At 74.2% G+C, this 25,011-nt stretch carries 17 protein-coding genes, 1 tRNA gene and 1 riboswitch; of the genes, 6 read left to right on the plus strand and 12 right to left on the minus strand.

All coding sequences use genetic code 11. The features are described from left to right. Nucleotides 1-66 precede the first annotated feature (66 nt). On the plus strand, nt 67-2,841 hold the full coding sequence (locus tag ACFQ79_RS02270; protein WP_383578928.1) for a glycosyl hydrolase: 2,775 nt from the start codon (nt 67-69) through the stop codon (nt 2,839-2,841). Between the two features lie 91 nt (nt 2,842-2,932). On the opposite strand, the gene ACFQ79_RS02275 is transcribed toward ACFQ79_RS02270, so the two are convergent. Next, a complete protein-coding gene (locus tag ACFQ79_RS02275; RefSeq protein WP_383578929.1) occupies nt 2,933-3,958 on the minus strand; it encodes a LacI family DNA-binding transcriptional regulator in 1,026 nt (341 codons plus the stop codon). Between the two features lie 189 nt (nt 3,959-4,147). Here ACFQ79_RS02275 and ACFQ79_RS02280 point away from each other — a divergent pair. The 3 genes from ACFQ79_RS02280 (at nt 4,148) to ACFQ79_RS02290 (ending at nt 11,691) form a co-directional block, all read left to right on the plus strand. Further along, nucleotides 4,148-4,219: transfer RNA gene (locus tag ACFQ79_RS02280), tRNA-Pro, on the plus strand. A 3-nt stretch (nt 4,220-4,222) separates the two neighbouring features. Then, nucleotides 4,223-6,547 (plus strand): hypothetical protein, encoded by a 2,325-nt coding sequence (locus ACFQ79_RS02285; protein WP_383578930.1) that lies wholly within the window; start codon nt 4,223-4,225, stop codon nt 6,545-6,547. A gap of 263 nt (nt 6,548-6,810) precedes the next feature. After that, complete coding sequence (locus ACFQ79_RS02290; RefSeq protein WP_383578931.1) at nt 6,811-11,691, plus strand: hypothetical protein; 4,881 nt, start codon at nt 6,811-6,813, stop codon at nt 11,689-11,691. Between the two features lie 183 nt (nt 11,692-11,874). Here the strand turns inward: ACFQ79_RS02290 and ACFQ79_RS02295 are convergent, their stop codons facing one another. Both ACFQ79_RS02295 and ACFQ79_RS02300 read right to left on the minus strand, forming a co-directional pair. Continuing rightward, a complete protein-coding gene (locus tag ACFQ79_RS02295; protein WP_383578932.1) occupies nt 11,875-12,702 on the minus strand; it encodes a CbtA family protein in 828 nt (275 codons plus the stop codon). Nucleotides 12,703-12,716: 14 nt separating this feature from the next. Then, entirely contained in the window at nt 12,717-12,944 is a 228-nt protein-coding gene (locus ACFQ79_RS02300) for a CbtB-domain containing protein (protein ID WP_073904881.1), read from the minus strand. Nucleotides 12,945-13,003: 59 nt separating this feature from the next. Further along, nucleotides 13,004-13,092, minus strand: a riboswitch (cobalamin riboswitch). A gap of 189 nt (nt 13,093-13,281) precedes the next feature. Here ACFQ79_RS02300 and ACFQ79_RS02305 point away from each other — a divergent pair. Next, a complete protein-coding gene (locus ACFQ79_RS02305; RefSeq protein ID WP_383578933.1) occupies nt 13,282-13,854 on the plus strand; it encodes a histidine phosphatase family protein in 573 nt (190 codons plus the stop codon). 25 nt (nt 13,855-13,879) lie between these two features. Here the strand turns inward: ACFQ79_RS02305 and ACFQ79_RS02310 are convergent, their stop codons facing one another. From ACFQ79_RS02310 to ACFQ79_RS02325, 4 genes are all read right to left on the minus strand, one after another. Continuing rightward, nucleotides 13,880-14,980 (minus strand): FecCD family ABC transporter permease, encoded by a 1,101-nt coding sequence (locus ACFQ79_RS02310; protein ID WP_383578934.1) that lies wholly within the window; start codon nt 14,978-14,980, stop codon nt 13,880-13,882. After that, nucleotides 14,977-15,945, minus strand: a complete 969-nt coding sequence (locus ACFQ79_RS02315) for a FecCD family ABC transporter permease (protein WP_383578947.1) — start codon at nt 15,943-15,945, stop codon at nt 14,977-14,979. Before ACFQ79_RS02315 ends, ACFQ79_RS02310 begins: the two co-directional genes overlap by 4 nt. An 81-nt stretch (nt 15,946-16,026) precedes the next feature. Next, nucleotides 16,027-17,079: an iron-siderophore ABC transporter substrate-binding protein gene (locus tag ACFQ79_RS02320; protein WP_383578935.1), complete on the minus strand. Its 1,053-nt coding sequence runs from the start codon at nt 17,077-17,079 to the stop codon at nt 16,027-16,029. A gap of 182 nt (nt 17,080-17,261) precedes the next feature. Continuing rightward, nucleotides 17,262-17,852 carry a TetR/AcrR family transcriptional regulator gene (locus ACFQ79_RS02325; protein ID WP_383578936.1) on the minus strand — a complete coding sequence of 197 codons (591 nt, stop codon included), beginning with the start codon at nt 17,850-17,852 and terminating at the stop codon, nt 17,262-17,264. Between the two features lie 74 nt (nt 17,853-17,926). On the opposite strand from ACFQ79_RS02325, the gene ACFQ79_RS02330 reads away from it, so the two are divergent. After that, nucleotides 17,927-19,759, plus strand: coding sequence for an ABC transporter ATP-binding protein (locus ACFQ79_RS02330; protein ID WP_383578937.1), 1,833 nt, complete (start codon nt 17,927-17,929; stop codon nt 19,757-19,759). Here ACFQ79_RS02330 and ACFQ79_RS02335 read toward each other — a convergent pair. The 5 genes from ACFQ79_RS02335 to ACFQ79_RS02355 all read right to left on the minus strand — a co-directional run bounded on the left by ACFQ79_RS02335 (nt 19,699) and on the right by ACFQ79_RS02355 (nt 24,972). Then, nucleotides 19,699-20,439, minus strand: a complete 741-nt coding sequence (locus ACFQ79_RS02335; RefSeq protein ID WP_383578938.1) for a 4'-phosphopantetheinyl transferase family protein — start codon at nt 20,437-20,439, stop codon at nt 19,699-19,701. The genes ACFQ79_RS02330 and ACFQ79_RS02335 overlap by 61 nt on opposite strands. A gap of 8 nt (nt 20,440-20,447) precedes the next feature. Further along, nucleotides 20,448-21,071: an isochorismatase family protein gene (locus ACFQ79_RS02340; protein WP_383578939.1), complete on the minus strand. Its 624-nt coding sequence runs from the start codon at nt 21,069-21,071 to the stop codon at nt 20,448-20,450. 88 nt (nt 21,072-21,159) lie between these two features. Further along, nucleotides 21,160-22,791, minus strand: coding sequence for a (2,3-dihydroxybenzoyl)adenylate synthase (locus ACFQ79_RS02345; protein WP_383578948.1), 1,632 nt, complete (start codon nt 22,789-22,791; stop codon nt 21,160-21,162). Between the two features lie 71 nt (nt 22,792-22,862). Next, nucleotides 22,863-24,068: an isochorismate synthase DhbC gene (gene dhbC / locus ACFQ79_RS02350; protein ID WP_383578940.1), complete on the minus strand. Its 1,206-nt coding sequence runs from the start codon at nt 24,066-24,068 to the stop codon at nt 22,863-22,865. 82 nt (nt 24,069-24,150) lie between these two features. Beyond that, nucleotides 24,151-24,972, minus strand: a complete 822-nt coding sequence (locus tag ACFQ79_RS02355; RefSeq protein WP_383578941.1) for a 2,3-dihydro-2,3-dihydroxybenzoate dehydrogenase — start codon at nt 24,970-24,972, stop codon at nt 24,151-24,153. Between the last annotated feature and the right edge of the window lie 39 nt (nt 24,973-25,011).

Raw genomic sequence — 25,011 nt, forward strand, 5'->3', positions numbered from 1 at the left:
CTCACGTCATCTCCCCGTGCATCCCCGCCGTGCCCCACTCGTCGCGAACGACATGAGGTGCCGTACATGCCAGCCCCCCGCACGAGACCGGCCGCCGCGCTGGTCCTGGTCTCCGCCCTCGCCGCCCTGGGACTCGGCCCCGCCGCCGCCCCCGCGGCAGCGGCCACCGTCCCCACGGGCGCCGGAAGCTACTCCGACACCCGCCCCGCCGGAACCTCCGGCCCCACCACCAACACCGGCGCCCCGGTCACCCCCAAGGTCACCGCCGCCGCCCAGGGCAAGCCGGTCCCCACCAACGACTGGTGGTCCTCCCTCGCCTTCCAGCGCTACGGGGACAACCCGTACTCCACTCCCATGTACGGCCACCCGCTCACCTACCAGGCCGTCGCAGGCGGCCTCGAGCTCGGCTACCCGACCACCCCCGCGATCGTCGGCGACGGGCGCCAGTACGAGTTCGCCCACAAGGCCGACCTCACCCTCGGCCTCACCGGGCTCAACTCGCCCGACACCAAGGCCGACGCCTGGTCCGACTGGACCGTCACCCCCTACTGGTCCGACGGCGCCCGCACCCTGCGCACCACCATCGGCCACGGCATGCCCTTCGTGTACGCCAAGGGCACCGGCGGCGACGCCCGGATCACCACCGCCACCGCGCCCGCCGTCTTCGCCGACCAGGGCAACGTCCTCGGCATCACCGTCGCGGGCCACCACTACGCCCTCTTCGCGCCCAGCGGCACCGACTGGAACGTCTCCGGCTCCAGCATCACCGCCGGGCTCGGCGGCAAGGACTACTTCTCCGTCGCCGTCCTGCCCTCCACCGACGCCCTCGCCACCTACCGCAAGTACGCCTACAGCTTCGTCACCGGATCCACCGTGAACTGGAGCTACGACGCCGGCACCGTCCGCGCCACCTACACCCTCACCACCGAGGCCAAGGAGGGCACCGAGCGCGGCACCCTCCAGGCGCTCTACCGCCACCAGTGGCTGAACACCACCGACCCGCTCACCCCGTACACCTACGTCTCGCCCCGCGGCACCATGAAGGTCAGGGAGTCGGCCTCCTTCACCACCGGCCAGAAGGCGGCCGCCACCCTGCCCGGACTGCCGGGCAGCGGGGTCGACACCGCCCGCCTGCGCGGCTACCTGAACGAGGTCGCGAACTCCGCCGACCCCTTCTCCGGGGCCGTCGACACCTACTGGACCGGCAAGGCCCTCGGCAAGCTCGCCCAGCTGGTGCCGCTCGCCGACCAGATCGGCGAGACCGCGCTCCGCGACAAGCTCCTCGGCCAGATCAAGGGCCGGCTCCAGGAGTGGTTCACGGCCGGCGGCGCCAACGAGTTCTCGTACGACACCGCCTGGAAGACCCTCACCGGCTACCCGGCCTCGTACGGCAGCGACACCGAACTCAACGACCACTACTTCCACTACGGCTACTACGTGTACGCCGCCGCGATCGTCGCCCAGTACGACGCGGGCTGGGCCGCGGACTCCGCCTGGGGCGCGATGGTCAAGACCCTGGTCCGCGACACCGCCAACCCCAGCCGCACCGACACCGCCTTCCCGTTCCTCCGCGGCTTCGACGTCTACGCCGGACACAGCTGGGCCAGCGGACACCAGGGCTTCGCCGCCGGCAACAACCAGGAGTCCTCCTCCGAGTCGACCAACCTCAGCGCCGCCCTCGTCCTCTGGGGCTCGGCCACCGGCAACACCCAGCTCCGCGACCTCGGGACGTACCTGCTCACCACCGAGGGCGAGGCCATCGCCCAGTACTGGTTCGACGCCGACCAGCAGGTCTTCCCCGGCGCCTTCCAGCACGACACCGCCGGCATGGTCTGGGGCAGCGGAGCCGCCTACGCCACCTGGTGGACCGCCAACCCCGAGGAGATCCACGGCATCAACGTCCTCCCGGTGACCGGTGGTTCACTCCACCTCGGCGGCCACAAGGACGCCGTACGCCGCAACATCGCCGAGATGGAACGGGAGAACCCCGGACCCGCCGTCGAATGGCGCGACATCCTCTGGGAGTTCCAGTCCTTCGCCGACCCGGTCGCCGCCAAGGCCAAGTGGGACGCGGGCAACGCCGGTTACACCCCGGAGGCGGGCGAGTCCAAGGCCCACACCTACCACTGGCTCACCGCCCTCGACGCGCTCGGCGCCCCCGACGCGACGGTCACCGGATCCATCCCCACCTCCGCCGTCTTCACCAAGGGCACCACACGCACGTACGTCGCCCACAACCACGGCTCCACGGCCCGTACGGTCACCTTCTCCGACGGCAAGTCCCTCTCCGTACCCGCACGTTCCACCGCCAGCGGAACGGGGGTGGGCGGCACCGACCCCGACCCGGACCCGGAGCCGTCCACCGGCAACACCTTCCAGCTCCGCACGGGCGGCACGCTCACCACGGCCACCGGCGCCACGGCCGGCAGCGACACCGTCCTCTCCGCGCAGGGCGGCAACCACGACGGCGCCCCCAACCGGCCGACCGTCTACGAGGCCAGGGGAGTCAACGGCACGCTGAAGGCCGGCGGCTCCACCGCCTTCCGCCTCCAGATCGACGCCGGCACCGCCGTCGGCCTCGGCCAGCAGGCCCGGATCAGCTACGACCTCACCGGTGACGGCACCTTCGAACGGACGGAGACGTACCACTACTTCGCCACCGACCCGGTGACCGGCTGGGAGGAGTACGCCCAGTCCCGCGGCCTCAAGTCCGCCACCGGGACACTCGGCAACCTGACGGGCGGCACGGTGCGCCTGGAGATCTGGAGCGCGATCGGCAACGGCGACTCGCGCGTCCAGACGGGCACGGACCGATCGGTGGTGGTCATCCCCTTCGACTGACCCTCCGAGCCCCTCGGGCGACGGAGCGGCGGGCCGGGTTCCTCCTCACCCGGCCCGCCGTCCCGTGGACTCCCGCCCCCCGTCCGCCGCCTCAGGCGGAGTCGCGGAGCACGAGCGACGTCGGCGTGATGACGGACGCGGGGATCACGGGACCGGTCCCGTCGAGCAGCCGCATCAGCAGCTTCACCATCAGCCGGCCCATGTCCTCGATGTCCTGGTGCACGGTGGTCAGGGACGGGGACGTCCTGCGCACCACCGAGGCCATGTCGTCGAACCCGACGACCGCCACGTCCTCCGGCACCCGCACACCACGCTCGCGCAGCGTCAGCAACGCACCCGACGCCATCAGGTCGTTGGCCACGAACACGGCGTCGAGGTCGGGCCGCCGGTCGAGCAGCTCCGCCATCGCGCGGGCGCCGCTCTCCTCGGTGAAGTCACCCGGGGACAGCAGGGTGGGATCGGCGTCGATCAGAACGTCGCGGTAGCCGTGGAGCCGGTCGAGCGCGGACGTCTGATCGACCGGCCCGGAGATGTGGGCGATGTTCCGGCGGCCGAGCTCCACCAGATGCCGCACCGCCTCACGGGCGCCCCCGCGGTTGTCGCAGTCGACGAACGGCACGGTCGGACTCGTACCGGGAGCCGGCCGCCCGCCGTACACCACCGGGATGCGGGTCCGGTCGATGACCGCCGGCAGAGCGTCGTCGCTGTGCAGCGAGAAGGCCAGTGCGCCGTCGACGTGCCCGCCCCCGAGATAGCGGGCGATCCGGTCGTGATCCCCCGGACCCTCCACCCACAGCAGCACCAGCTGGGCGTCGTGCACGGTCAGCTCCCGGCTGATGCCCCGTACCTGCTGCTCGAAGAACGGGTCCGAGAAGATCCGGAACTCGGGCTCCGCGATGATCACCGCCACCGCGCCGTTGCGCCGGGTGACCAGCGTGCGGGCCGCGTGATTGGGCACGTACCCGAGTTCGTCGACGGCCCTGCGCACCTTCTCGACCAGCGGAAGCCGGACGCCCGCGCCCCCGTTGACGACCCGCGAGGCCGTGGCGCGGGACACGCCGGCGCGGGCGGCGACGGCTTCCAGCGTGGGGCGGGGCCCCGTGGTCTGCTCGGGCAAGGCGTGCGCTCCTCGGCTGCGTGGGTGGGGCTGGGGTGTCCGCGCGCGGTGTGCGGTGACGTGCGGTGTGCGTACCTGTGCGGATCAGGATATCTGTACCCCCCACCCGCTGAGAGCGCTCCCAGCGGGAACGGCCCGCGGAAACCCCGTTGCCGCGCCGTGGAGGGGCTGACTACCTTCGGGGCCCTACGACGTGTAGCTCAGCAGCAGAGCGCCGGGCTCGGGACCCGGAGGGCGCGGGGGCGGAACCCGCCACGTCGGCTTATGGACACACACGCTGACAAGCAGCTTCCGACCGTGTCGCACTCCTACGCGGAGGGCCGGCTTGCCCGCGCCTTCGTCACCGCGCTCCACCACACGGACCCCGCCACGCGGGCGCGTGCCGAGAAGAAGGCCGGAGGCTGGCGCCGCATGCTCGCGGGCATGGCCGACGGCACGCTGCGGATCGGCTCGCGGACACCGGCACGCGGCCTGCCCGCCTGGGCGACCCTCGAGGTGCTGCACGGGGGCTTCGCCACGGGCGCCGCCCGCGCCGGCGGCCCCCTCCTGCCGTACGAGGCCGAGGCGGCCCGGAAGGCCGGCGTACCGGAGAACAGGGAAGCCCTCTTCGCCCACTGCCTCACCGAGGAGGGCCTCACGGACCTCTGGGCCCTCCTCGACAGCACCTGCTACGAGGTGACCGTCCCCGAGGAGGCCGCGCTGCTCACCGCGGCCTGGCTCGTACGGGCCGGGGAGACCGACGCCGCCCTCGAACTCGTCCGGGAGATCCACCCGTTCGCGGCCACGCTCCGGTTCACCCCGCGCCCGACCGCCTTCCCGGCGCCCGGCGGCGACGCCGTGCACCGCCGTACGGTCGCGGAGGCCGGAGCCACGCTGGCCGCCCGCGGCCCCAAGCTCGCCGTCGAGACCCAGCGCGAGGCGCTCGGCGTCTGGCGGCCCTTCGAGGACGAGCTGCTCGGGCACTGGCTGGAGACGGCGGGCCCCGACCACCGGGTCCTCGACCGCGCACCCGGCACCGGATGGCACGAGCGCGGCGCCGGCCTCCTCGACCGCTACCGTGTCCTGGCCCGCGAGCACACCCTGTGCGGCCGTCACCGCGATCCCAAGGGCAACCCCGGGATCCTGCGCGGAGCCCTGGAGGAGACGACGGCCGGGCGCCCGCTCGACGCGCGCCGGCTCGGACTGCTGCGGCACGCCGTCACCTCCATGGTCCGCAAGCGGGGCCTGCCCGGCTCGGAACGGCACACGGCGGTACGGAGCGCCCAGGCGGCGCAGGCCGCCCTGCCCTCCCACCGGGACATCGCCCACCTCGTCGCCCACCGGCTGTCCGGGCTCCCGCAGCAGACCGGCGCGGCCGACGTGACCGCACTCGTCGCCCCGGTGACCGAGACCGAGCAGCGCCGGTCGGGCCTGCCCGCCGGGACCGCCGTGCCCACCGCGATCCGCCGTGTGGTCGAGACGGCGCGGAGCGCGCCGCTGCCCACCCTGGTGGAGCTCGGCGTGGTGCCCTCCGCCGAGGTGATGGCCGAACTGGTCCCCCAGCTCGTCGCCGCCGAGACCGCCGAGGCCTACGGGGACGCGCCGCTGCGCGCGCTGACGGCCGCGAACTACCGGGCGTTCCGCAACCGCCGCTCCCTCCTGCTGCTCAACCTGGAGCGGCAGATCAGGCCCGAGGAACTGCCCTGGGTCCGCGCGGTGTCGGCACAGCGGGCCTCGGACACGCGCGTGCGTGACTCCGCGCACACGACGCTGCGCGGGCTCGCCGAGGTGGCCGTGGACGGCTTCCCCGGCACCCTGCTGCCCAACCCGCTCGTCCGTGAACTCGCCGTCCTCGCCCGCCGGACCGACCTGGACGCCCCGCTGGTCGAGGAACTGGCCGCGGACATCTTCATGGGCACCTTCAGCCCGAAGTTCCGGGCAGCGGCGGTGGTGGCCGGGGACCTCCTCGGCGGCGGATCGCTCTACGAGCGGTACTACGCCATCGACTACGCGGCCGTACGTGCCACGGCGGACGGCGGTCCCGGACGCGGGGCGCGCCGGCCCGCCGCAGCGGTGGACGTACCGGAGTTCGCCGCGCTGTGCCGGGAACGGGCCGGCGCGGGAGGTCTAGGGAGCGTCGCGGAGAACGGCACGGTCATCGAACAGGCCCAGATCCTGACGACCCACAACCTCGCCACGCTGGTGCACCGCGTCGGCATCGCGCCCACCACCGGCTGGGCGGACCTGGCCCGGCGCTGCTTCGTCACGGTGTGCCGTCTGACGGGACGGGCGCACCACGAACGGCGCCCGCTCGGCACGGTCAAGGACGCGGCGTACGCCTGGCGGCAGATGCTGTTCCACCTCTCCCTGTGCGACGGAGGAGAGACGGCCGGGGTCCTGGCCTGGACGAGCGAAGAGGCGGCACGCCACCCCGCGCACGTCGCCGCCCGCCTGGCACCGGCCCTCGCGGGCCTGAGGCTGGTCGCCGACGGTGGGTCCTTCGCCGCCGACGGCACGGCGGACGCGGGACGGGCCCGCAGACTGACCGGCTGGACCACCACGGGCCGCCACTGGCTGTGCGGCGGGCCGGCGGAGCCGGGCGCTCGGTGAACTCCCCGGGCTCCGGCGGGAACCCGTGCGGTGGTGGCCCGGCCGGCGGGGACGTACGGATGCGTCCCGCCCCCCCGCTCGGAGGCGTCCCCACGCTCGGGGGTGCCCCCCGGCTCGGGGGTCCCCCCCGGCGCGGGGGTCCCCCCGGCTCGGCTCGGTGGTGTCCGGGGCTCGGTGGTGTCCGGGTCCGGGCCAGGTGGGGTCGCCGGGGGTGAACACCCGGCTGTTTCGGGGGTGTCAGTGGTGCGTGCGACGATCCAGTCATGATCGCCTCGCTCGAAGCCCTGGTGCCCGCCAAGGGCGGCACGCACGTCTCGACCACGTACGCCGACTGGGTCGCCGCCCATGATCCGGACGCCGCCGCGGCGGCCCGTGACCTCAACGAGGCCATGGGGGCCGAACTCAACCGGTCCTGGTCGAAGCCCGGCGCGTTCGTCGACGCCATGGCGTGGCGGGCGCGGCAGCTGCCCACCGCGCACCTGCCGTGGTTCTGGGACACCGTCGGGCACCGCCTGATCGGATACGGCAGCCGCCCCGGCGGTCGGGCCTACGTGGCCGCGCGGGCCGCCGAGGCCGAGCACGGGCTGGTCGTGGATCCGGCCTACCGCCGGGCCAACGGGCTGTTGTTCGCCCGGGGCGGGGCCATGCCCGCCAAGGAGTTCGGGGCGCACCAGAAGTTCCTCGCCGCGTCGCTCGAACCCGTCGAGGCGTACGCCGCGCTCGGGGCGTTCCTGACCGCCTGGGCCGGTTCGAAGGCCGATCTCCCGGCCGACCTCGTGCGCCGCGTCCGGGCCTCCGCCAAGGCCGCCGGGCACGGGGACGACGAGGTCGCGCGCGTGGTGGGCGAGATCCTTTCGGTCACCCGGAAGAAGTCCGTGCCGGACGCCCTTCTCGCCGGCGCCGAGCCGGTCCTGACGGCCCACCCGCCGACGGACGAGGTCGCCGCCGGACTGATCGAGGTCTTCCCCGAGAGCGTCACCGACGGCGGGTCCTGGCTGCGGATGCTGATCGGGTGCGGCGCCACGGAGGCGATGGAAGCCGGACGGATCGTGCCGGAGGACGGACTGCACCGCTGGCTCGGTCACTTCGTCCACATGTACCAGTACACGCGGGCGTCCGGCGGCGGAGTCACCCGCCAGCAGCTGCCGCCCGAGTTCCTCGACCTCGTGGGCAGGCTCGGGCCGCGGCTGCGGGCCGCGGGCGACGCCGTGACCGTGCACACCACCCGCCACCACTACCAGGGCTTCGACGCCGACGTCCTGGACGCCTGCCTGGCCGCCGGGGTCGGCGTCGTCGACCCCGGCCCGGAGACCCGGATGCGCTTCTGGGGCGAGAAGTCCCGGCGGGATCTCTCCGCCCTCGCCGCCGACCCCGTGTTCGGTCCGCGCCTCGAAGGCACCGTGCACGCCCGCCTGAAGCCCACCTGGTACGGCGCTCCCGCCCGCAAGCCCGGATCGGCCGTGACGCTGCTCCCCGGCAACGAGGGCATCGCCCACGAGGTGGCCGTCCGGGTCGGCAGGCTCGTGGACGCCGTCGGAGGCGGCGGCATGGCGGGCGCCGAGGAGTCCGTCGCCGAACTGGAGACGCTCCTCGACCGGCCGACGGTGACCGCGCTCGGCGGGATCGGCGACGCCCTCGCGGGCGCGTCCGCCGGCGGCGCGCTGCGGCGCTCGCTCGTGGCCGGGCTCCCGGAGGAACTCGCCTGGCCCGCGCTGGAGGCCGTGTACGAGGAGTTCGCGGCGGACGCCTTCGCAGCCGCCGTCGCAGCGGCCGACGCCGACGGCGGGGCCGCGGAACCGGCCGCCGACGGCGCGGCCGCCACGGACACCGTCGAGGGCGCGGCCGCCACGGACACCGCGGCGGACACGCGCCTCGCCGTCGACGGGCTCGGTGCCGCCGGACTCCCCGGCGTGGCCGGGGTGACCAGCACCTGGCCCGTGCTGACCGTCTTCGGGCGGGACCGCGCCGTCGCCGTCGCCCCCGACGGAGTGCGCGGCTCCTGCCGGTTCACGGTGCCGGCGGACGCGACCATGTTCGCCGTCCACTACGTCGGCGGTTCGTTCCTCGTCAGCTGGAGCCTCAAGCCGAGCCCGTACTACTGCGACACCGCCTTCTGGGCCGACCGCCCCGACGAGCCGTTCACCCCGCAGGAGATGGGCGGCCTGGTGCCCTTCGGCGGCAGCCTCGACGGGGCGTACGGCTTCCAGTTCGAGACCGCCGACGGCGGCGGGCGGCACGGCGGCCTCCGGGTGACCCGGCCCGGCGGCACGGAGGGGATCGACCGCGAGGAGCTGCAGCTCGGCGACGGCACCCGGATCTGGACCAACGCCGTCTACGGGCGGCGGCCGTGGGAGACCGTCGACCCGGTCACCGGCGAGCGGCAGGGCGCGACCCCGCTGCCCGACTTCCCGGGCCGCACCGCGAGCACCGACCCGGCCCTGGAGCCGTCCGAGGCGGACAAGACCCTCGCCCGCGAGGCGCTGCAGCTCGCGCCCCTGCCCGCCGGGATGACCGACTCCCCGCTGGGCAGCCGGGACGGACTCGTCGGCACCCGGGTGCTGTTCCGCACCCGCCACCGCGACAACGCGCCGGACCACTACCTCCTGGAGAGCATCGACGGCCGCAAGGCCCGCTTCGACATCGACCGGCCCGGACAGGAGCCCTGGGGTCTCATGGCGGCGCCGGAGGGCGCCGTGGAGGACATCGTCCTCGCCGAGGCGCAGACCCGCACCGGCGTGCGCGCGTACGCCGCCGACGGCGTCCTGCTGTGGGAGCTGGAGGGCCATCACTCGCCCGCCCACCCGCGCGTGAAGCCGGCCCGGCACGCCACCGTCTCCCACGGCGTGGCCCTGCCGCCGGCCTTCTGGTACCTGCTGCGGACCCGGGACACGGCCGGTTCCAAGGTGCTGCGGACCGTGGAGCGGGCGACGGCCGACACCCTCCTGACCGCCGCCCTCGACGGCACCGAGGCACTGCGCGCCGCGGTGGCACGGGAGTTGCCCGAGGTCACCGCTCCGGCCCTGGTCGACGCCGTCGTCGCGGTGGCCGGTCGCGCCGCCCGCGTGGAGGAGCGACGGCGCGCCCTGCACCGGCGCGTCACCCTGCTCGCCGAGGCACCGCCCGTCCCGCCGAGCCGCGCGGTACCGGACACCGAGCTGATGCCCGCACTGTGCGGGCTCGTCGTGGACGGGACGGGCGACGCCTGGCGGCGGAGCCGGGACGTCGCCCAGCCCGCGACCCTGAGCGCGCTCGCCGCCGACGGAGCCTGTCTGGCGGGGACGATCGTGGAGGAGGTCCGGCGGCTCTCCCCGCCCGCCCTGCCGCACGACTGGTCGCAGCTGCTCGGCGCGATCGACGCCGTCGCCTGGCGGACGGCGGTCGCACCGACCCCGGACCCGGAGCGGGCCGCCCTGCGCGCGCTCCTGGAGACCTGGGCCGACCAGCCGTTCGCCCGTGAGGGCGGCCGGTGGTGGGTCGGCCGTACGCCCGGGGCCGGGATCCTGGACGCACTGAGGGAGGGCGGGACCGTCGTGGCGTCCGCCGCCCGGTGGGACGCGGGGAAGGCATGCTGGTTCGTCGCCGCCGCCGGCGCGACGGACGAGGACCCCGTGCCGGCGGCCGTCCCCGACGCCCGGCTCGTGCGGGTGGACCGGGACGACGCGGCCCGGCTGCGGGCCCTGCTCGCGGCGGTCGACGCGCACGGTCCCCTCCCCGTACCGGAGTCGGCCGCGGCGCGGTTCGCCGAACTGACGGGTGTGCGCCGGCCCGTGGCCCGCCTCGTGGTCGCCGGTCTCGTCGGCCGCGCCGACCGGGACGAGGACCGCGCCCTGGCCCGCAAGGCCCCGTACAAGGCCAGTCCGATGACGGCCGAGGCCTATGAGGGGCTCCGCGCGCGCCTCGGCGGCGCCGGACGGCGGGCCGTTCTCGCGGCCGCGCTGCCCGAGGACCCGGCCGAGCTCTGGCGGCCCGGCGGGGTCGACGCGGCCGTGGAGCGGATGGCGGACGTGTGGCGGGAGCGGATCGGCGCGCTGCCCGCCGTGCACGACGAGGCGGCCGACACCCTGGAGGCCGACCTCGGCCTCTCCGAGGTGTGGGCCCGACGTCTCGCGGGCGGCTACGAGGCCGCCGAGGACACGACCGTGCCCGCGGTCGGCTGGGACCTCGCGGCGCCCCGGTACGGCCTGGGCGTGGAGGTGAGGGCCCTGCCGCCGGCGGGACCCGAGCTGCCCTACGGCACCCCGGTCGGCCTCGCGGTCGAGCGGATCGCGAGCGCACTGGTCTGGGCGTGGACCGACCGGCCCGTCGGCGACCCGGCGGTGGCCGGCGCGACGGCCCTGTACGAGCGGCTGCGGGCCGAGCTGTCCCGTCCGGAGCTCCTCGTCGAGCTGCCCGGCGGGCGGGTCCGGGACACCTCGGCGCGGATCGCCGAGCGTTTCGGTCCCGCGACGCTGCCCGTGTCCATGGACCGCCGGAAGGAGGAGGGCGAGATGCCGTCCATGACGGCGTACGACTCCGGCCCCCTGGTGGTGTGCGCACCCGGCGGCAACGCCTTCCTGCGGCCCGCCGAGGTCGCCGACCCCGAGGCCTGGCGCCGGGTCCGCGAGACCACCGACCTCGCGGAGGAACTGGACCGGGTGGCACCGTTGCTGGCCGGCGGCGGACTCGACCGGATGATGCGACGGGCCGGCTCCGGAGCCGTACCGGACGGGGCGTACGAGGCGGATCCCCGGCAGTCCTGCCCCGAGCTGGTCGCGCGCGTGGCCGACGGGCTCGGCGCCGGGACGGACGCGGCCGCCCTGTACCTCCAGGTCGCGACGCTGGCCGCACCCACCGACCGGAACGTCCGCAGGTGGAACGGCTGGACGACGAAGCGGCACGCGGAGGTCCGCGCGGAGCTCCTCGCCACCGGCGCGGTTCTGGAGGCCAAGCGGGCACGGGCGGGCCGGACCCTGTTCCTGCCCGGCGAGTGGACCGAGCTGAAGTCCCCGCACCTCCCGCTGGAGAAGGTGAAGCTGGCGGGCCACCGGGTGCGCCCGATGTGGGGCAACCAACTCCGCTCCCCGTTCGTACGGTTGCTGCCGACGGCCCCGCTGCACGAGATGTTCGCGGAGGCGTGGGAGCGGGAGCGGGGGCAGCGGGCCTGACCCTGGCGGCAGGGGCCCGGCCGCGCACGCCGCGCCGGGCCCGCCACCCGCGCACGCCACCCGCGCACGCCACCCGCGCACGCCACCCGCGCACGCCACCCGGGCGTGAGGACGCGGAACCGCCCCGTACGCCGGGGCGTACGGGGCGGTCGGCGAGCGGTCCGCGCGGGGTGGTGCGGCCGGTCAGCCCGCGATCGGTGTCCCGACCGGGGCCGGAGCGTCGGCGGCGGACGTCCGGCCGGCGAGGACCTTCTGGGCGAGGACCCCGAAGACCACGCCGAACGCCGCCCACAGCACGGCCTGGACGGCCAGCGACGCGAGCCTGAACTCCCAGAGCAGCGCGGCGGGGAAGCCCGCCTTGACCGCGTCGTCGTTCGCCGGGAGCAGCGCGAAGGCGACACCGGTCACGACGACGAACCCGGCCGCGGCGACCAGGGTCGCGTTCCAGTTGCCCAGTCGCGGTGCGAGGCGCCGCCCCGCGATCACCGCGGCGAGTCCGAGCAGCACACTGAGCAGGATCATCAGGAAGAACAGGGTGGTGCGCTTCCCGATCGTGTCGGGGTTGCCGACGGCCGGCGGGGTCGCCGGATACTTCAGGAACGGCACGAGGTAGACGGTGGTGAACGCCGCCGCCGCGGTGAGCGCCGCCGTCGCACGAGGGCTGAACCGGCCGATACGGCCGAGCGCGAAGGAGAACGCGAGCGCGGCGATGCCGCCGAGCGCCACCCCGTACACGAGGACACCGGTGGCCAGGCCGAAGGTCGACTGGACGGGGCGGCTGACCGCCTCCTCCTCTTCCTCGGCGGCTTCCGCGGCGGCCGTGCCGCCGTGGCCGGCGTGGGCCTCGGGAGCGGCGTGCGCCTCCTGGGCGGCCTGGGCCTCCTCGACGGCGATCGCACCGTCCACGGGCGGTTCACCCACCACGTAGGCGACGGCGAAGGCGAGGAGACCGGCGATCAGGCCCGCGAGCATGCCACGGACCAGCAGGGATCTGACAGTTGAGGCGTGCATGTGCGTATCGCCTCTCAGTGGCAGGGGAAGCCGAGCAGATGACGACCGTCGTGCACCCACTCGTGCACGTCGGAGCCCGCGATCAGGGAGGTGGCACCCTGCTCGGCGCCCACGAAGTACAGCGCGATCAGCGCGAGAAGGCCGACGAAGAACGCCCAGGGCAGAACGGCCCGGACGGGCAGCGGGGCCGGAACGGCCACGGAAGGGGCGGATGCGGCAGCGGAGACGACAGCCTCGGCCATGATGGAACCTCCTGCGGGAACTCGCGTCCCGGACGGTGGTGCAGGACGACGGTCCACGGGTCTGACTCACCGCGTCACCGCCTTCCGATCGGAAGGGCGGCGCCCGGCTCACAGTGGCGCGACCGTGCCGGGTTCTCACCGGACTTCCGTCTCGCCGTCGTCACGCTGTTCAAATGTCGCCCGACCGTACCGCGCACCTGGTGCGCCGCCAAGGGCGTGAGGCCTGAATCACGTTCGTGCGCCCCCGGGGGGTGCCGAGCCCGGCTCGGGGCGGTCGGCGCGGTCGGCCCGGGGCTACCCTGGGCGCCGCCCCAGGACCCGACCGAGAAGGAAGCCGATGACCCTCCGGCTGACGCTGATCTCCCCCGCCACGAGCGGATCGCCGCGCGACGTCGGGTTCGACGACGACGGCCCCCTCGACCCCGGGGGGATCGCCCGGGCCGAGTCCGTCGCCTCCGCCGTCGACCCGAACTCGCGCGCGTACACCTCGCCCTCGGCGCGCTGCCGCCGGACGGCGGAGGCCCTCGGGCTCTCGGCGGAGGCGGTGACCGCACTCGCCGGCTGTGCCATGGGGCGGTGGCGGGGACAGACCCTCGCGGCCGTCGCCGCCGCCGAGGAGGCGGCGCTCGGCGTCTGGCTGACCGACCCGGCGGCGGCACCCCACGGCGGGGAGTCCTCTCGCGAGGTGCGGATACGGGTCGGGGCCTGGCTCGACGGACTGCGGGCGGGCTCGGGGCGCGTCACGGTCGTCGCCGAACCGGACGTGATCCGCGCCGCCCTCGTCCACGCCCTCGGGGCACCCGACGAGGCGGCAGGGCGGCTCGACGTACGCCCGCTGACCGCCGTGCACCTGAGCGGGCGCGCCGAGCGCTGGAACGTGCGCGTCGGCGACCCGCTCCGGCCCGCATAGGCCCCTTCGGCGGAGGCCCTCCCGGTCAGGCGGCGGGACGCCGCCACTCACGCAGCAGCAGATAGCCCAGGTACGCGCCGCCGACAGCCATCGTGTAGAGGCCGACGGGCAGGTCGTCGAAGAGCGGCAGCTGCTGCGCGGTCAGGTCCGCAAGGACCAGCAGCAGGGCGCCGAGCAGGGTGGACATGACCAGGTGCGGGCCGCCGCTGCGGGTGACCCGCTTGGCGATCTGCGGCGCGGTCAGGGAGATGAACGCGATCGGTCCCGCCACGCTGACGGCTCCGGCGGACAGGACGATCGACAGGGCGACCGCCCAGGTCGCGGTGCGGCCCGGGCGGGCTCCCAGACCGGTGGAGAGGTCGTCGCCCATCTCTCCGATGCTCAGGGGGCGGGCAAGGAGCGCCGCGAACGGCAGGGAGACGAGCAGCACCGTCCAGATGGTCGCCGCGTCGTCCCAGGAGCGGGCGGAGAGGCTGCCGTTGATGTAGGCGGTCAGGGCGCTGGCCTTGTCGCGCTCGACGGCGTACACCACGTACTGGGTCAGCGCGGTCGCCATCGCGGCCACGCCGATGCCGGCCACCACGAGCCGTCCCGGGCTGCGGAACCCGGTGCCGGTGGCGAGGAACACGACCGTCATCGCGAGGATCGCACCGAGCAGCGCGCCGACGGCCACCGGCATGGCGTCGGGCAGGAACAGGGCGGCGGCCGCCGCTCCGGCTCCGGCTCCGGCGCCGAGCCCGATGACGTCCGGACTGCCCAGCGGATTGCGGGTGACGGACTGGAACAGGGCCCCGGACAGGCCGAAGGCGGCGCCGGTGGCGATGGCCACCACGAGCCGCGGGCCGCGCAGCCGGTTCAGGACGAAGGCGTTCTTGCCGGTGGCCTCGCCCGCGAGGGCCGACGGCAGATCGGGCAGGTCGATGCCGAGCCGGCCCATCGACAGCGTGGCCACGGCGGCGGCACAGAGCAGCAGCAGGGAGACCACGGCGGCGATCACGGTGGTACGGCGCACGGGCACGGCGACCCAGGGGCCGATCCGCAGCACACCGCGGCCCGCGGGCCGGGTCGCGCGCGGCTTCGTCGGCTCCGTGCTGTCCGGAGAGTCGATCCGGTCGGCGGTCTTCATCCCGCTCCCCTCATACGGCGAACGGCGAAGAGCAGGGCGGGCGCACCGACGAAGGCGGTGACGACCCCGACCATGAGTTCCTGCGGGCGCAGCACGATCCGGCCGATGACATCGGCGAACAGCAGCAGCGTCGGCCCCGCGAGGGAGGTGAGGAGGATCTGGGCCCGGAAGTCCGCGCCCACGAGCGCCCGGACGACGTGCGGGACGGCGAGGCCGACGAAGGCGATGGGCCCGACGGCCGCCGTCGCGGCCGCGGCGAGCAGCGTCGCCGCGAGCAGTCCGGCGCCCTTGACGCGGGCGGGGCTGATGCCGAGGGAGGCGGCCTTGTCGTCGCCCATGGCCATGGCGTTGAGCCCCGGTGCGAGCAGCAGGGCGAGCAGGAGGCCGGCCGCGGCGAACGGCAGGACCGCCCAGAAGGCGTCGAAGCCGCGGCCGCCGAGCGCGCCCACCACCCAGTAGCGGTACGTGTCGAAGACCCGCGGCCTGGACAGGGCGACGGCCTGGATGAAGGCGGCGAGGACGGCGGAGAGCACCGCGCCGGCGAGCACCAGCCGGACCGGTCCGCCTCCGCCGCCTGCGGTGCCGACGACATGGACGACGACACCGGTCAGGAGGGCGCCGAGGAGGGCCCACCAGATCGTCTCCCGCTGTCCGGAGGCGCCGAGGAACGCGGTCGCGGCGACGATGCTGGCGGACGCGCCCGCGTTGATGCCGAGAAGTCCCGGCTCGGCGAGCGGATTGCGCGTGATGCCCTGCATCAGGGTGCCGGCGACGGCGAGGCAGAGACCCGCGAGCACACCGAGGACGGTGCGGGGGTAGCGGCTCTCGATGACGGTACGGGTGTACTCGTCGCCGCCGCCGGTGACGACCCGCAGGACGTCGCCGGCGGACGTCGGCTTGCTGCCGAACATCACACTGGCGAGGAGCGCCAGGGCGAGCAGGACCAGGCACAGGACGGCGGCCAGGACATGCCGGCCAAGGCCCCGCCGTACGACGGCGGGGCCTTGAGCGGTCTTGGAGAGAGTGGTCACGCTGAGGACCCGTCGTTACTTCCCGGCCTTGGCGACGGCCTTGTCGATCATCGGGAGGTAGCGCTCGATGCTGTACGGCACCGTCAGCGGGTTGATCATCGAGGAGGCGGTGACGAAGGGCGTGTCGTGGCTGTAGACGAGCGCGTTCTTCTTCACGGCCGGGATGGCCGCGTACAGCGGCTGGGCCTCGACGGTCTTACGGGACTTCTCGTCCATGTAGAACGTGAAGGCGATGTCGCTCTTGGCCAGCTTGTTGGCGTTCTCCAGGCCGATGAGGGCGGAGTCGGTGCCCTCGGTCTCCGGGAAGGTGTTCACGATCGGGTCGACCTTGAGGCCCAGCTTGGAGACCATCGCGACGCGCTGCTCCTCGGGCTTGAAGACGCCGAGGGTGCCGGGGCCGGTGTTGTAGATGTACGAGAACGTGACGTTCTTGTACTGGGGGCGGGAGGCGGCCGCGTCGGCGAGCTGCTTCTCGATCTTCGCCTCGAGGTCCTTGGCCTTCTCCGGCTGACCGAGCGCCTTGGAGATGATCTCGATCTGCTGGTCCCAGTTCGTGCTCCACGCCTTCTCGGGGTAGGCGACGGTGGGCGCGATGTCCTTGAGGATGTCGTACTGCTTCTGCGTCAGACCGGACCACGGGGCGAGGATGACGTCGGGCTCGAGCTCGGTGATGGCCTCGATGTCGAGTTCCTCGCCGCCCTTGAACTGCTTGGGCAGCGTGGCGCCGGACTTCGTCACCGCGTCGTGGATCCAGGGGAGGTAGCCGCTCTTGTCGCTGCCCCAGGGGTACTCCTCGATGCCGACCGGGACGTTGCCGAGGGCGATGGCGGTCTCCGCCGAGCCCTGACCGAGCGTCACCACGCGCTTTGGCTTGTCCTTGATGACGGCCGAACCGAGGGCGCTCTTGATGGTCACGGGGAAGGCGCCCGCCGGGGCCTTGCTCGCCGACCCTGCCGCGTCGTCTTTCTTGTCGTCCGAGCCGCACCCGGTCACCATCAGGCCGAGCGAGACCGCGGCGGCGCCCGCCACGAGAACGCGACGGCGAAGGGGGGTGAACACAGAAGGCATGGTGGATCCTTGTCTCCGGGCAGGGGGATGTACGAGGCCCCGACTGACGGCCCCACAGACGGATGTCTGCGGGGCAGCGGCCAACTCGGTGCTTGTTAGGTGAGCCTAACCTATTCCGGCCTGGGGTCGAGCGCCAGGGGGTGCGCTCGCGATGTGATCGACACGGCAGCCGGCTCGGGCCCCTACGGCGCGACGGCCTTCCGCAGGGTCCGCAGGCACAGGGAGAGGGCCGTGTGCTTGGGGATGCACTGGTCGCGCGCCTGCATCCAGGCGGCGTAGAGCAGGGCCCACAGGACGTCCTGGAGCCAGCTGACGTCGACCTCGGGGTCGAGCGTTCCGTCCTTCTGGCCGCGCCGGATGAGGGCGAGCAGGGCCAGGTCGGCCGCGGACTCCTCCTCGATTCCGGACCACGCGACGAACTGCGGTACGTCGTACAACAGCAGCAGGCGGTCGCCGAGTTCGAAGTACTCCAGACAGAGCCGCTCCAGCGCCTCGGGCGCCGGCCCGTCGTCGAGCCGCGCCCGGTCGGCCGCCGCGGCGACCCGGTCGCGCACGTCCGTGCCGATCGCGGCGAGCAGGTCGGAGCGCTCGGGGAAGTAGCGGTGGACGGTGGTCCGTCCCACCCCGGCCGCCTCGGCGACATCGCCGAGCGAGGCGCTGTGGTCGGCCGTGAGTACGGAGACGGCGGCGTCGAGGATCGCACGCCGGGTGCGGGCGCGGGTGGCGCTCTCACGGGTGGCCGCGCCGTGCGCGGAAGTGTCGTCGGACCCCATGCGCACACGGTAACCCCTCATACCGTTTGGGAAACCCTTTGACCTTTCTGGAACAGGGGTGTTCCATTGTGGGTATGTCATCCTCCATCGCGCCTCGCCTGAGCGTCCTGTGGTCCTTCGCCCGCCCGCACCGGCGCACCCTGGTCAAGGGCCTCGCCCTCGCCCTGGTCGCCTCCGCCCTGGGCCTCGCCACGCCCATGGTCACCAAGCACGTGCTCGACGCACTGGGCAGCGCGTCCTCCCTCACCGGACCCGTGGCCGCGCTCGTCGTGCTGCTCGTCGTCGGCGCCGCGGTGTCCTACTGGCAGTGGACCCTGCTCGGGGCGCTGGGGGAGCGGGTGGTCCTCGACGCCCGCGAGTCGGTCGTGCGGCGCTTCCTGCGCGCCACCGTGCCCGGCGTCACCAGGAGCCCCACCGGTGAACTCGTCACCCGCGTCACCTCCGACACCGTGCTGCTCCGCGAGGCCGCCGCCTCCTCCTTCGTCGGCCTGATCAACGGTGCGGTGATGCTGGTGGGCAGCCTCGTCCTCATGGGCTTCCTCGACCTGGTGCTGCTCGCCACCACGATGGCCGCCGTCGCCCTGGTCGGCGTGGTCTTCGGACTCCTCATGCCCGGCATCGCCCGGTCGCAGAAGCAGGCCCAGGAGCACGTGGGACGGCTCGGCGGCGTCCTCGAAGGCACGCTGCGGGCGATCCGTACCGTCAAGGTCAACCGGGCCGAGGAGCGCATGACCGAGCGGATCCTCGCCGACGCGCGCGCCTCGGCCGAGTACGGGGTCCGGGCCGTCCGCCGCGAGGCGCTGGCCTGGACGACCGCCTGGTCGGGCGTCAACCTGGCCATCATCGCGATCCTCGCCGTCGGCGCCTGGCGCGTCGGCGAGGGGCGGCTCGAGGTCTCCGGCCTGATCGCCTTCCTCCTCTACACCTTCGCCCTGATGGACCCGATCACCGAGCTCAGCCAGAACATGACCGCCCTCCAGTCCGGCATCGCCGCCGCCGAACGCATCCGGCAGGCCGACGCCCTGCCGTCCGAGGAGACCTCACCGTCCGAGGGGACCTCACCCTCCGCGGGGACCGGCGTCGGCACACCCGTCAGGGAAGCCCGGGAACTCCGGGAACACCACGCACGCGACCGCCTTCAGGACCTCCGCGACGACGTGCCCGTCCTGGAGCTGAGGAACGTCACCGCGGCCTACGGCCCGGACGCCGAGCCGGCCGTACGCGACATCGACCTCGTCATCCCCCGGCGCGGCCACACCGCCGTCGTCGGCCCCTCGGGCGCGGGCAAGACCACCCTGCTCTCGCTGGTCCTGCGGTTCCTGGAGCCGACCGGCGGCGAACTGCTCCTCGACGGACGGCCGTACCGCGACCACTCCCATGCCGACATCCGGGCCCGCCTCGCCTACGTCGAGCAGGACACCCCCGTCGTCCCCGGCACGATCCGCGACAACCTGCTGCTCGCCCGGCCCGACGCCACGACGGAGGAACTGCGGCGCGTCCTGCACGACGTACGGCTCACGGAGAAGGTCGACGCCCTGGAGGAGGGTCTTGACACGCCCCTCGCCACCGCGAACGTGTCGGGCGGGGAGCGGCAGCGCATCGCCCTGGCCCGGGCGCTGCTCGCCACCCCCGACGTACTGCTCCTCGACGAGGCCACCGCCCAGCTCGACGGTCTGACCGAGGCGGCCGTGCAGGAGTGCGTCCGCTCCCGTGCGGACACCGGCGCCGTGGTGACGATCGCGCACCGCCTGTCGACGGTGATCGACGCGGACACCATCGTCGTCATGGAGGCGGGCCGGGTCCGCGCGCGGGGCCGGCACGAGGAACTGCTCGTGTCGGACACCCTCTACCGCGACCTGGTCGAGTCCCTGCGGATCGCCGCCGTCACCGGCGCCCCCGTGACCTGAGCGCCCCCGTCCGGCGGGGCGGCCGGCCGCCGCACCTCATGGGCGACGGCCGCCACGTGCCCCTCGGAGAGGAGCACGTCGGTGAGCCGGAGCGCGGAGGCCGGGGCGGGGGCGAGGCCCGTCCCCACATAGGGGTCCACGGCGCCCCGGACCAGGGCCACGCCCGTCGCCTTGAGCGCGGCCTCCTTCCGTGCCCAGCAGCGGGCGAAGGCGCCCGCGCGGGCGTTCACGGGAAGAGCCGCCAGTTCCGCCCGCTCACGCGGATGGAGGGCGGACCCCACGTCGCGCACCACGCCGTCGGCCGGCACCGTCTCCACGTCGACGCCCACCGGCACCGACGCCACCGCCACCAGGACCCGGTCGCCCGCGTGGGAGAGCGAGAAGTGCACGTCGCCGTGGTCCGGCAGGTGGGGCTTGCCGTGCGGTCCGCCGCACCCGGCGCAGGGCAGGCGCGCGAAGGCCAGCCGGTCGGGCCGGGCGCCCACGCGCTCGGCCAGGACCAGGCGCAGCAGCACGTGGGCGACCAGGTACCGGTCGGCGTCGGCCGGGCGGCGGAAGGCGCGCGACCGGGCCGTCTCCGCGGCGTCGAGCAGCGGGGCGAGCGCGCGGGCGGACGCCGTGTTCGGGTGGACGGCGACGGCCACCACCCCGGGATGGCCCGGCAGTTCCTCGTAACGCACGGGACGGCTCAGAAGACCCGGTCGGTCGTCGTGACGACCGCGCACCGGCCCGCGGCCCACTCGAGGGCCATGCGGTGCTCCCGCTCGGAGAAGTCGGCCACGGCGTCGGCGACGACGAAGGCCTGGATGTCCTGCATCCACGCGTCGCACGCGGTCATCAGGACGCCGATGTGCGCGTACACGCCGGTGACGACCAGCTGGTCGCGGCCCTGCTCGCGCAGCTGCTCCAGGAGGTCGGTGCGGACGAAGGCGCTGTACTTCCACTTCGTCAGGAGCGTGTCGCCGGGCTCGGGGGCGACGGCGTCCACGATGGCGACGGCGTGCGGGTCGGCCGGCACCCCCGGCCCCCAGAAGTCCTGCTGGAGGCCGCGCTGTTCGGGCGTCTGGCCACCGGGCTGGGCCGTGTAGACGACGGGCACACCGAGCCGGGCGGCCTCCTTCCGGAGCCGGTCGAGGTTGGCGAGCAGGGCGGTGAGCGGCTCGGCCTCGGCGTCGAACGGGGTGAGGAAGTGGTTCTGCAGGTCGTGCACGAGGAGCACGGCCCGGTCCGGGTCGACGGTCCACTCCACCCGGTTGGCGGGGAGCTCGCCGGGGCGGGGCATGGGGTAGGGCGCGACGGTGGGCAGGGTCATGACGGTTCCGTTTCGGCGGGTGCTGGTGCTGTTGCTGTGGCGGGTGAGCTGGTCGGGGTTCGATGAAGCCGGTGCGGCGGCGTACGGGTCAGGTCCCGGGCGCGGTCCGGGCGCGCAGGTCCTTCTTGGACACCTTGCCGACCCCGGTCGTGGGGAAGGCCTCCACGAAGACGATCCGGTCGGGCACCTTGAAGGCGGCGAGCCCCCGGTCCCGGACGAACCGCTTCAGCGCGAGCGCCCCGACCGCGGGGGCGTCGGCGCGCGGGATCACGTACGCGCAGCTCCGCTCGCCGAGGTACGGGTCGGGCTCGGCCACCACGTTGGCGTCGTGCACCGACGGGTGGGCCAGCAGGTGGTTCTCCACCTCCTCGGCGGCGATCTTCTCGCCGCCCCGGTTGATCTGGTCCTTGGCGCGCCCCTCGACCACGAGATGGCCGCCCGGGGTGACCCGGACGAGGTCGCCGGTGCGGTAGAAGCCGTCCGCGGTGAAGGCGCGGGCGTTGTGCTCGGGCGCGTTCCAGTAGCCGCGGACGGTGTACGGGCCGCGGGTCAGCAGATGACCCGTCGTGCCCTCCGGCACGTCCTCGTCCTCGTCGTCCACGACCCGGATCTCGTCGTCGGGCGAGATCGGCCGGCCCTGGGTGGTGACGATCGTCTCCGTGTCGTCGTCGAGCCGGGTGTAGTTGACCAGGCCCTCGGCCATCCCGAAGACCTGCTGGAGGGTGCAGCCGAGCGCCGGCTTGACCCGCCGGGCGGCCTCCTCGCCGAACTTCGCCCCGCCCACGAGCAGGACGTCGAGGCTGGAGAGGTCGTAGGCCGACGTGGCGGCGGCGTCGGTCCAGACGAGCGCGAGCGGCGGCACGAGACCGGTGATCGTGACGCCCTCGTCCTGGATCAGCGGGAACGCCACGTCGGGCGCGGGCCGGGGGCACATCACCACGCGGCCGCCGGCGTACAGGGCGCCGAGGGAACCGGGGGAGGAGAGCGGGAAGTTGTGGGCGGCGGGCAGTACGCAGAGGTACACGGAGGTCTCGTCGACACCGCAGATCTCGTTGGAGCCGCGCAGCGAGTAGATGTAGTCGTCGTGCGTCCGGGGGATGAGCTTGGGCACGCCGGTGCTGCCGCCGGAGAGCTGGAGGAACGCCAGTTCGGACGGAGCGGGTCCGGTGAGGGGCACCGGCTCGGCGGGGACGTCGGCGAGCGCTTCGAACGGCCCGGCGTCCCCGCCCACGACGAACACGTGGCGGAGCGAGGGCGTCCGGGCGAGCACGGTGGTGGCGAGGGCGCGGTGGTCGAAGCCCGCGTCCTCGCCCGGGATCACGTAGGCGACCGCTTCGGTGAAGGAGCTGAAGTAGGAGATCTCCGACTCGCGGTGGGCGGGCAGCGCGAAGACCGGCAGCGCGCCCAGCCGGAAGAGGGCGAAGATCACCTCGAAGAACTCGGCGACGTTGGGGAGTTGGACGACGACCTTGTCGCCGTGACGGATGCCGCGGGCGGCGAGCCCGGCGGCGAGCCGGTCGGCGCGGAGGTCCAGCTCTCCGTAGGTCCAGGCGCGGCGGGTACCGTCCGGGCCCGCGTGGTCGACCACGGCGACGCGGTCGGGGTGGGCCTCGGCCCGCGCGCGGAGCACGGCGCCGAAGGTCTCGCCCCGCCACCAGCCGGCCGCGCGGTAGCGCTCCGCGAACTCGGCGGGCCAGGTGGGCGCGGTGGTGTCCGCCAGGGCCGGGCCCGGAGCCGTGTCCGGGGCGGTGTCCTGAGCCGTGTCCGGGGCGGCGGGCCGGGTCGGTGCGGTCACAGCTCGGCTCCCACGGCGTTCAGGAAGGTACGGAACTTGGCGGCGGTCTCTGCGGTCTCGGCCTCGGGCACGGAGGCGGAGACGATGCCGGCCCCCGCGTACAGGCGCAGGGTGCGGCCCTCGGCCTCGGCGCAGCGGATGGTGACGACCCATTCGCCGTTGCCCTCGGCGTCGCCCCAGCCGACGATGCCGGTGAAGAACCCCCGGTCGAAGGGCTCGGTCTCGCGGATCACCTGTCTCGCGAGCGGTGTCGGGGTGCCGCAGACCGCCGGGGTGGGGTGGAGCGCGGAGGCGATCTCCAGGGCCGACACCTCCGGTCGTGCGAGGGTTCCGGTGACGGTGGTGGAGAGGTGCCACATGGTGGCGGTGCGGATCAGCGAGGGCCGGGCCGGCACCTCGATGGCGGAGCAGTACGGGGCCATCACCTGGTGCACGGCGTCGACGACCACGGCGTGCTCGTGGAGGTCCTTGGCGGACTCGAGGAGGGCCGCGGCGCGGCGGACGTCCTCGGCGAGGTCGTCGCTGCGGGGGATGGAGCCGGCCAGCGGGTTGGAGACCAGTCGGTCGCCGCGGCGGGAGACCAGCAGTTCGGGGCTGGCGCCGAGCAGCGTGCGGTCGGGGCCGGTGGGCAGCGCGAAGGTGTAGCCGGCCGGGTCGCGGCGGGCGAGCCGCTGGACCATCGCGGCGAGGTCGAGCTCGTCGGGCCCCGTCACCTCCAGGGTGCGGGCGAGGACCACCTTGCTGAACTCGCCGTTCCACATGCGGTCGACGGCGGAGGCGACCCCCTTGGCGTACACCTCGGGGTCCGGTTCCGGCCGGACCGACCAGGCGACGGCCGGGGGCTCGGCGGCGGGCAGCGCGACCAGCGGGTCGTACGCGAGGGCCGGTCCGGTGCGTACGGTCTCGGGTATGACGAGCGCGGCGGGGGCGTGCTGTTCGAAGGGGAGGGCGCCGATGACGACCGGGGCGGCCCGGCCGTCGGAGCGGGCCTTCCGCAGGGCGTCGGTCACCCGCTCGGCGACCGGGGCGGTGCCGGGCGGGACCTCCCGCTGGACGCCGTGGGCGAGCAGGGTCCGGGTGGGGGTGGCGAGGAATCGGTCGCCCCGGCGGAAGGCGTCGAGCAGCGCGGTGGCGGCTCCGACGGAGGAGTGGGGGTCTGCGGGCGCGGACGTGTGCGCGGCGACCTGGTGGACCGTCGACACGGGGCTCCTTGGTTTCGGTCTGAGGGGTGGGGGGTCGGAGGGCGGGTTCGTGCGGGGCGGGCGGGCGGCGAGGGCCGGCCCGTCATCGCAGGGTGGCGCCGCCGTCGACGTAGATGTCCTGCATGGTGATGTGGCGGGCCCGGTCGGAGGCGAGGAAGACGACGGTCTCCGCGATGTCCTCCGGGTCGGCGATGCGGCCCAGCGGGATGCCGGTGCGGTGGCTGGTGACGTCCCCCGCGATCACGCGCTGCGGGCCGGAGGGCCCGTCCCAGAGGGCGCGCTGCATGGGGGTGTCGGTGGAGCCGGGGCAGACGGCGTTGCAGCGGACGCCCCGGGCGGCGACTTCGAGCCCCAGACACTTGGTGAAGGCGACGGCCGCCGCCTTGGAGGCGGCGTAGGCGCTCATTCCGGAGCGGGGGATGCCGGCGGCGTTGGAGGCGACCGTCACCATGGAGCCGGAGCCCCGGGCGGCCATTCCGGTGACCACGGCCCGGGACAGGTGGAAGACGCCCGTCGTGTTGACCGCGAAGACCTCCGCCCAGTCCTTGTCCGTCATGGCCAGGGCGGGTCCGGTCCTGAGGACTCCGGCGACGTTCACGAGGATGTCGACCGGGCCGAGTTCGCGCTCGACGCGGCCCACGGTCCGGGTCACGTCGTCCCCGTCGGTGACGTCCAGGGAGTAGGGGACGACCGCTCCGGTGGTCCGGTTCCGCTCTCCGTCGTGGTCCCCGGTGAGCCGCGCGACGCTCTCGGCGAGCGCGCCGGCCGCGCGGTCGGTCGCCGCGACGGTGGCGCCCCGTGCGGCGAGCGCGTGCACGACGGACTCGCCGATGCCCTGCGCGGCGCCGGTGACGAGGGCCACGCGGCCCCCGAACTCACCACGGGGTCTGCTGCGTTCAGTCACAATACCTCCTTGACTTAGGTAAGCCTAACCTAAGTCGTA

The organism is Streptomyces sp. NPDC056480 (assembly GCF_042795405.1).
Lineage (GTDB): Bacteria > Actinomycetota > Actinomycetes > Streptomycetales > Streptomycetaceae > Streptomyces.

What these genes read in the sequence shown, in the direction of transcription:
- ACFQ79_RS02270 (WP_383578928.1), top strand. Translation starts at nt 67, where the DNA reads ATGCCAGCCCCCCGCACGAGACCGGCCGCCGCGCTGGTCCTGGTCTCC.
- ACFQ79_RS02285 (WP_383578930.1), top strand. Translation starts at nt 4,223, where the DNA reads ATGGACACACACGCTGACAAGCAGCTTCCGACCGTGTCGCACTCCTAC.
- ACFQ79_RS02290 (WP_383578931.1), top strand. Translation starts at nt 6,811, where the DNA reads ATGATCGCCTCGCTCGAAGCCCTGGTGCCCGCCAAGGGCGGCACGCAC.
- ACFQ79_RS02295 (WP_383578932.1), bottom strand. Translation starts at nt 12,702, where the DNA reads ATGCACGCCTCAACTGTCAGATCCCTGCTGGTCCGTGGCATGCTCGCG.
- ACFQ79_RS02300 (WP_073904881.1), bottom strand. Translation starts at nt 12,944, where the DNA reads ATGGCCGAGGCTGTCGTCTCCGCTGCCGCATCCGCCCCTTCCGTGGCC.
- ACFQ79_RS02305 (WP_383578933.1), top strand. Translation starts at nt 13,282, where the DNA reads ATGACCCTCCGGCTGACGCTGATCTCCCCCGCCACGAGCGGATCGCCG.
- ACFQ79_RS02310 (WP_383578934.1), bottom strand. Translation starts at nt 14,980, where the DNA reads ATGAAGACCGCCGACCGGATCGACTCTCCGGACAGCACGGAGCCGACG.
- ACFQ79_RS02320 (WP_383578935.1), bottom strand. Translation starts at nt 17,079, where the DNA reads ATGCCTTCTGTGTTCACCCCCCTTCGCCGTCGCGTTCTCGTGGCGGGC.
- ACFQ79_RS02325 (WP_383578936.1), bottom strand. Translation starts at nt 17,852, where the DNA reads ATGGGGTCCGACGACACTTCCGCGCACGGCGCGGCCACCCGTGAGAGC.
- ACFQ79_RS02330 (WP_383578937.1), top strand. Translation starts at nt 17,927, where the DNA reads ATGTCATCCTCCATCGCGCCTCGCCTGAGCGTCCTGTGGTCCTTCGCC.
- ACFQ79_RS02340 (WP_383578939.1), bottom strand. Translation starts at nt 21,071, where the DNA reads ATGACCCTGCCCACCGTCGCGCCCTACCCCATGCCCCGCCCCGGCGAG.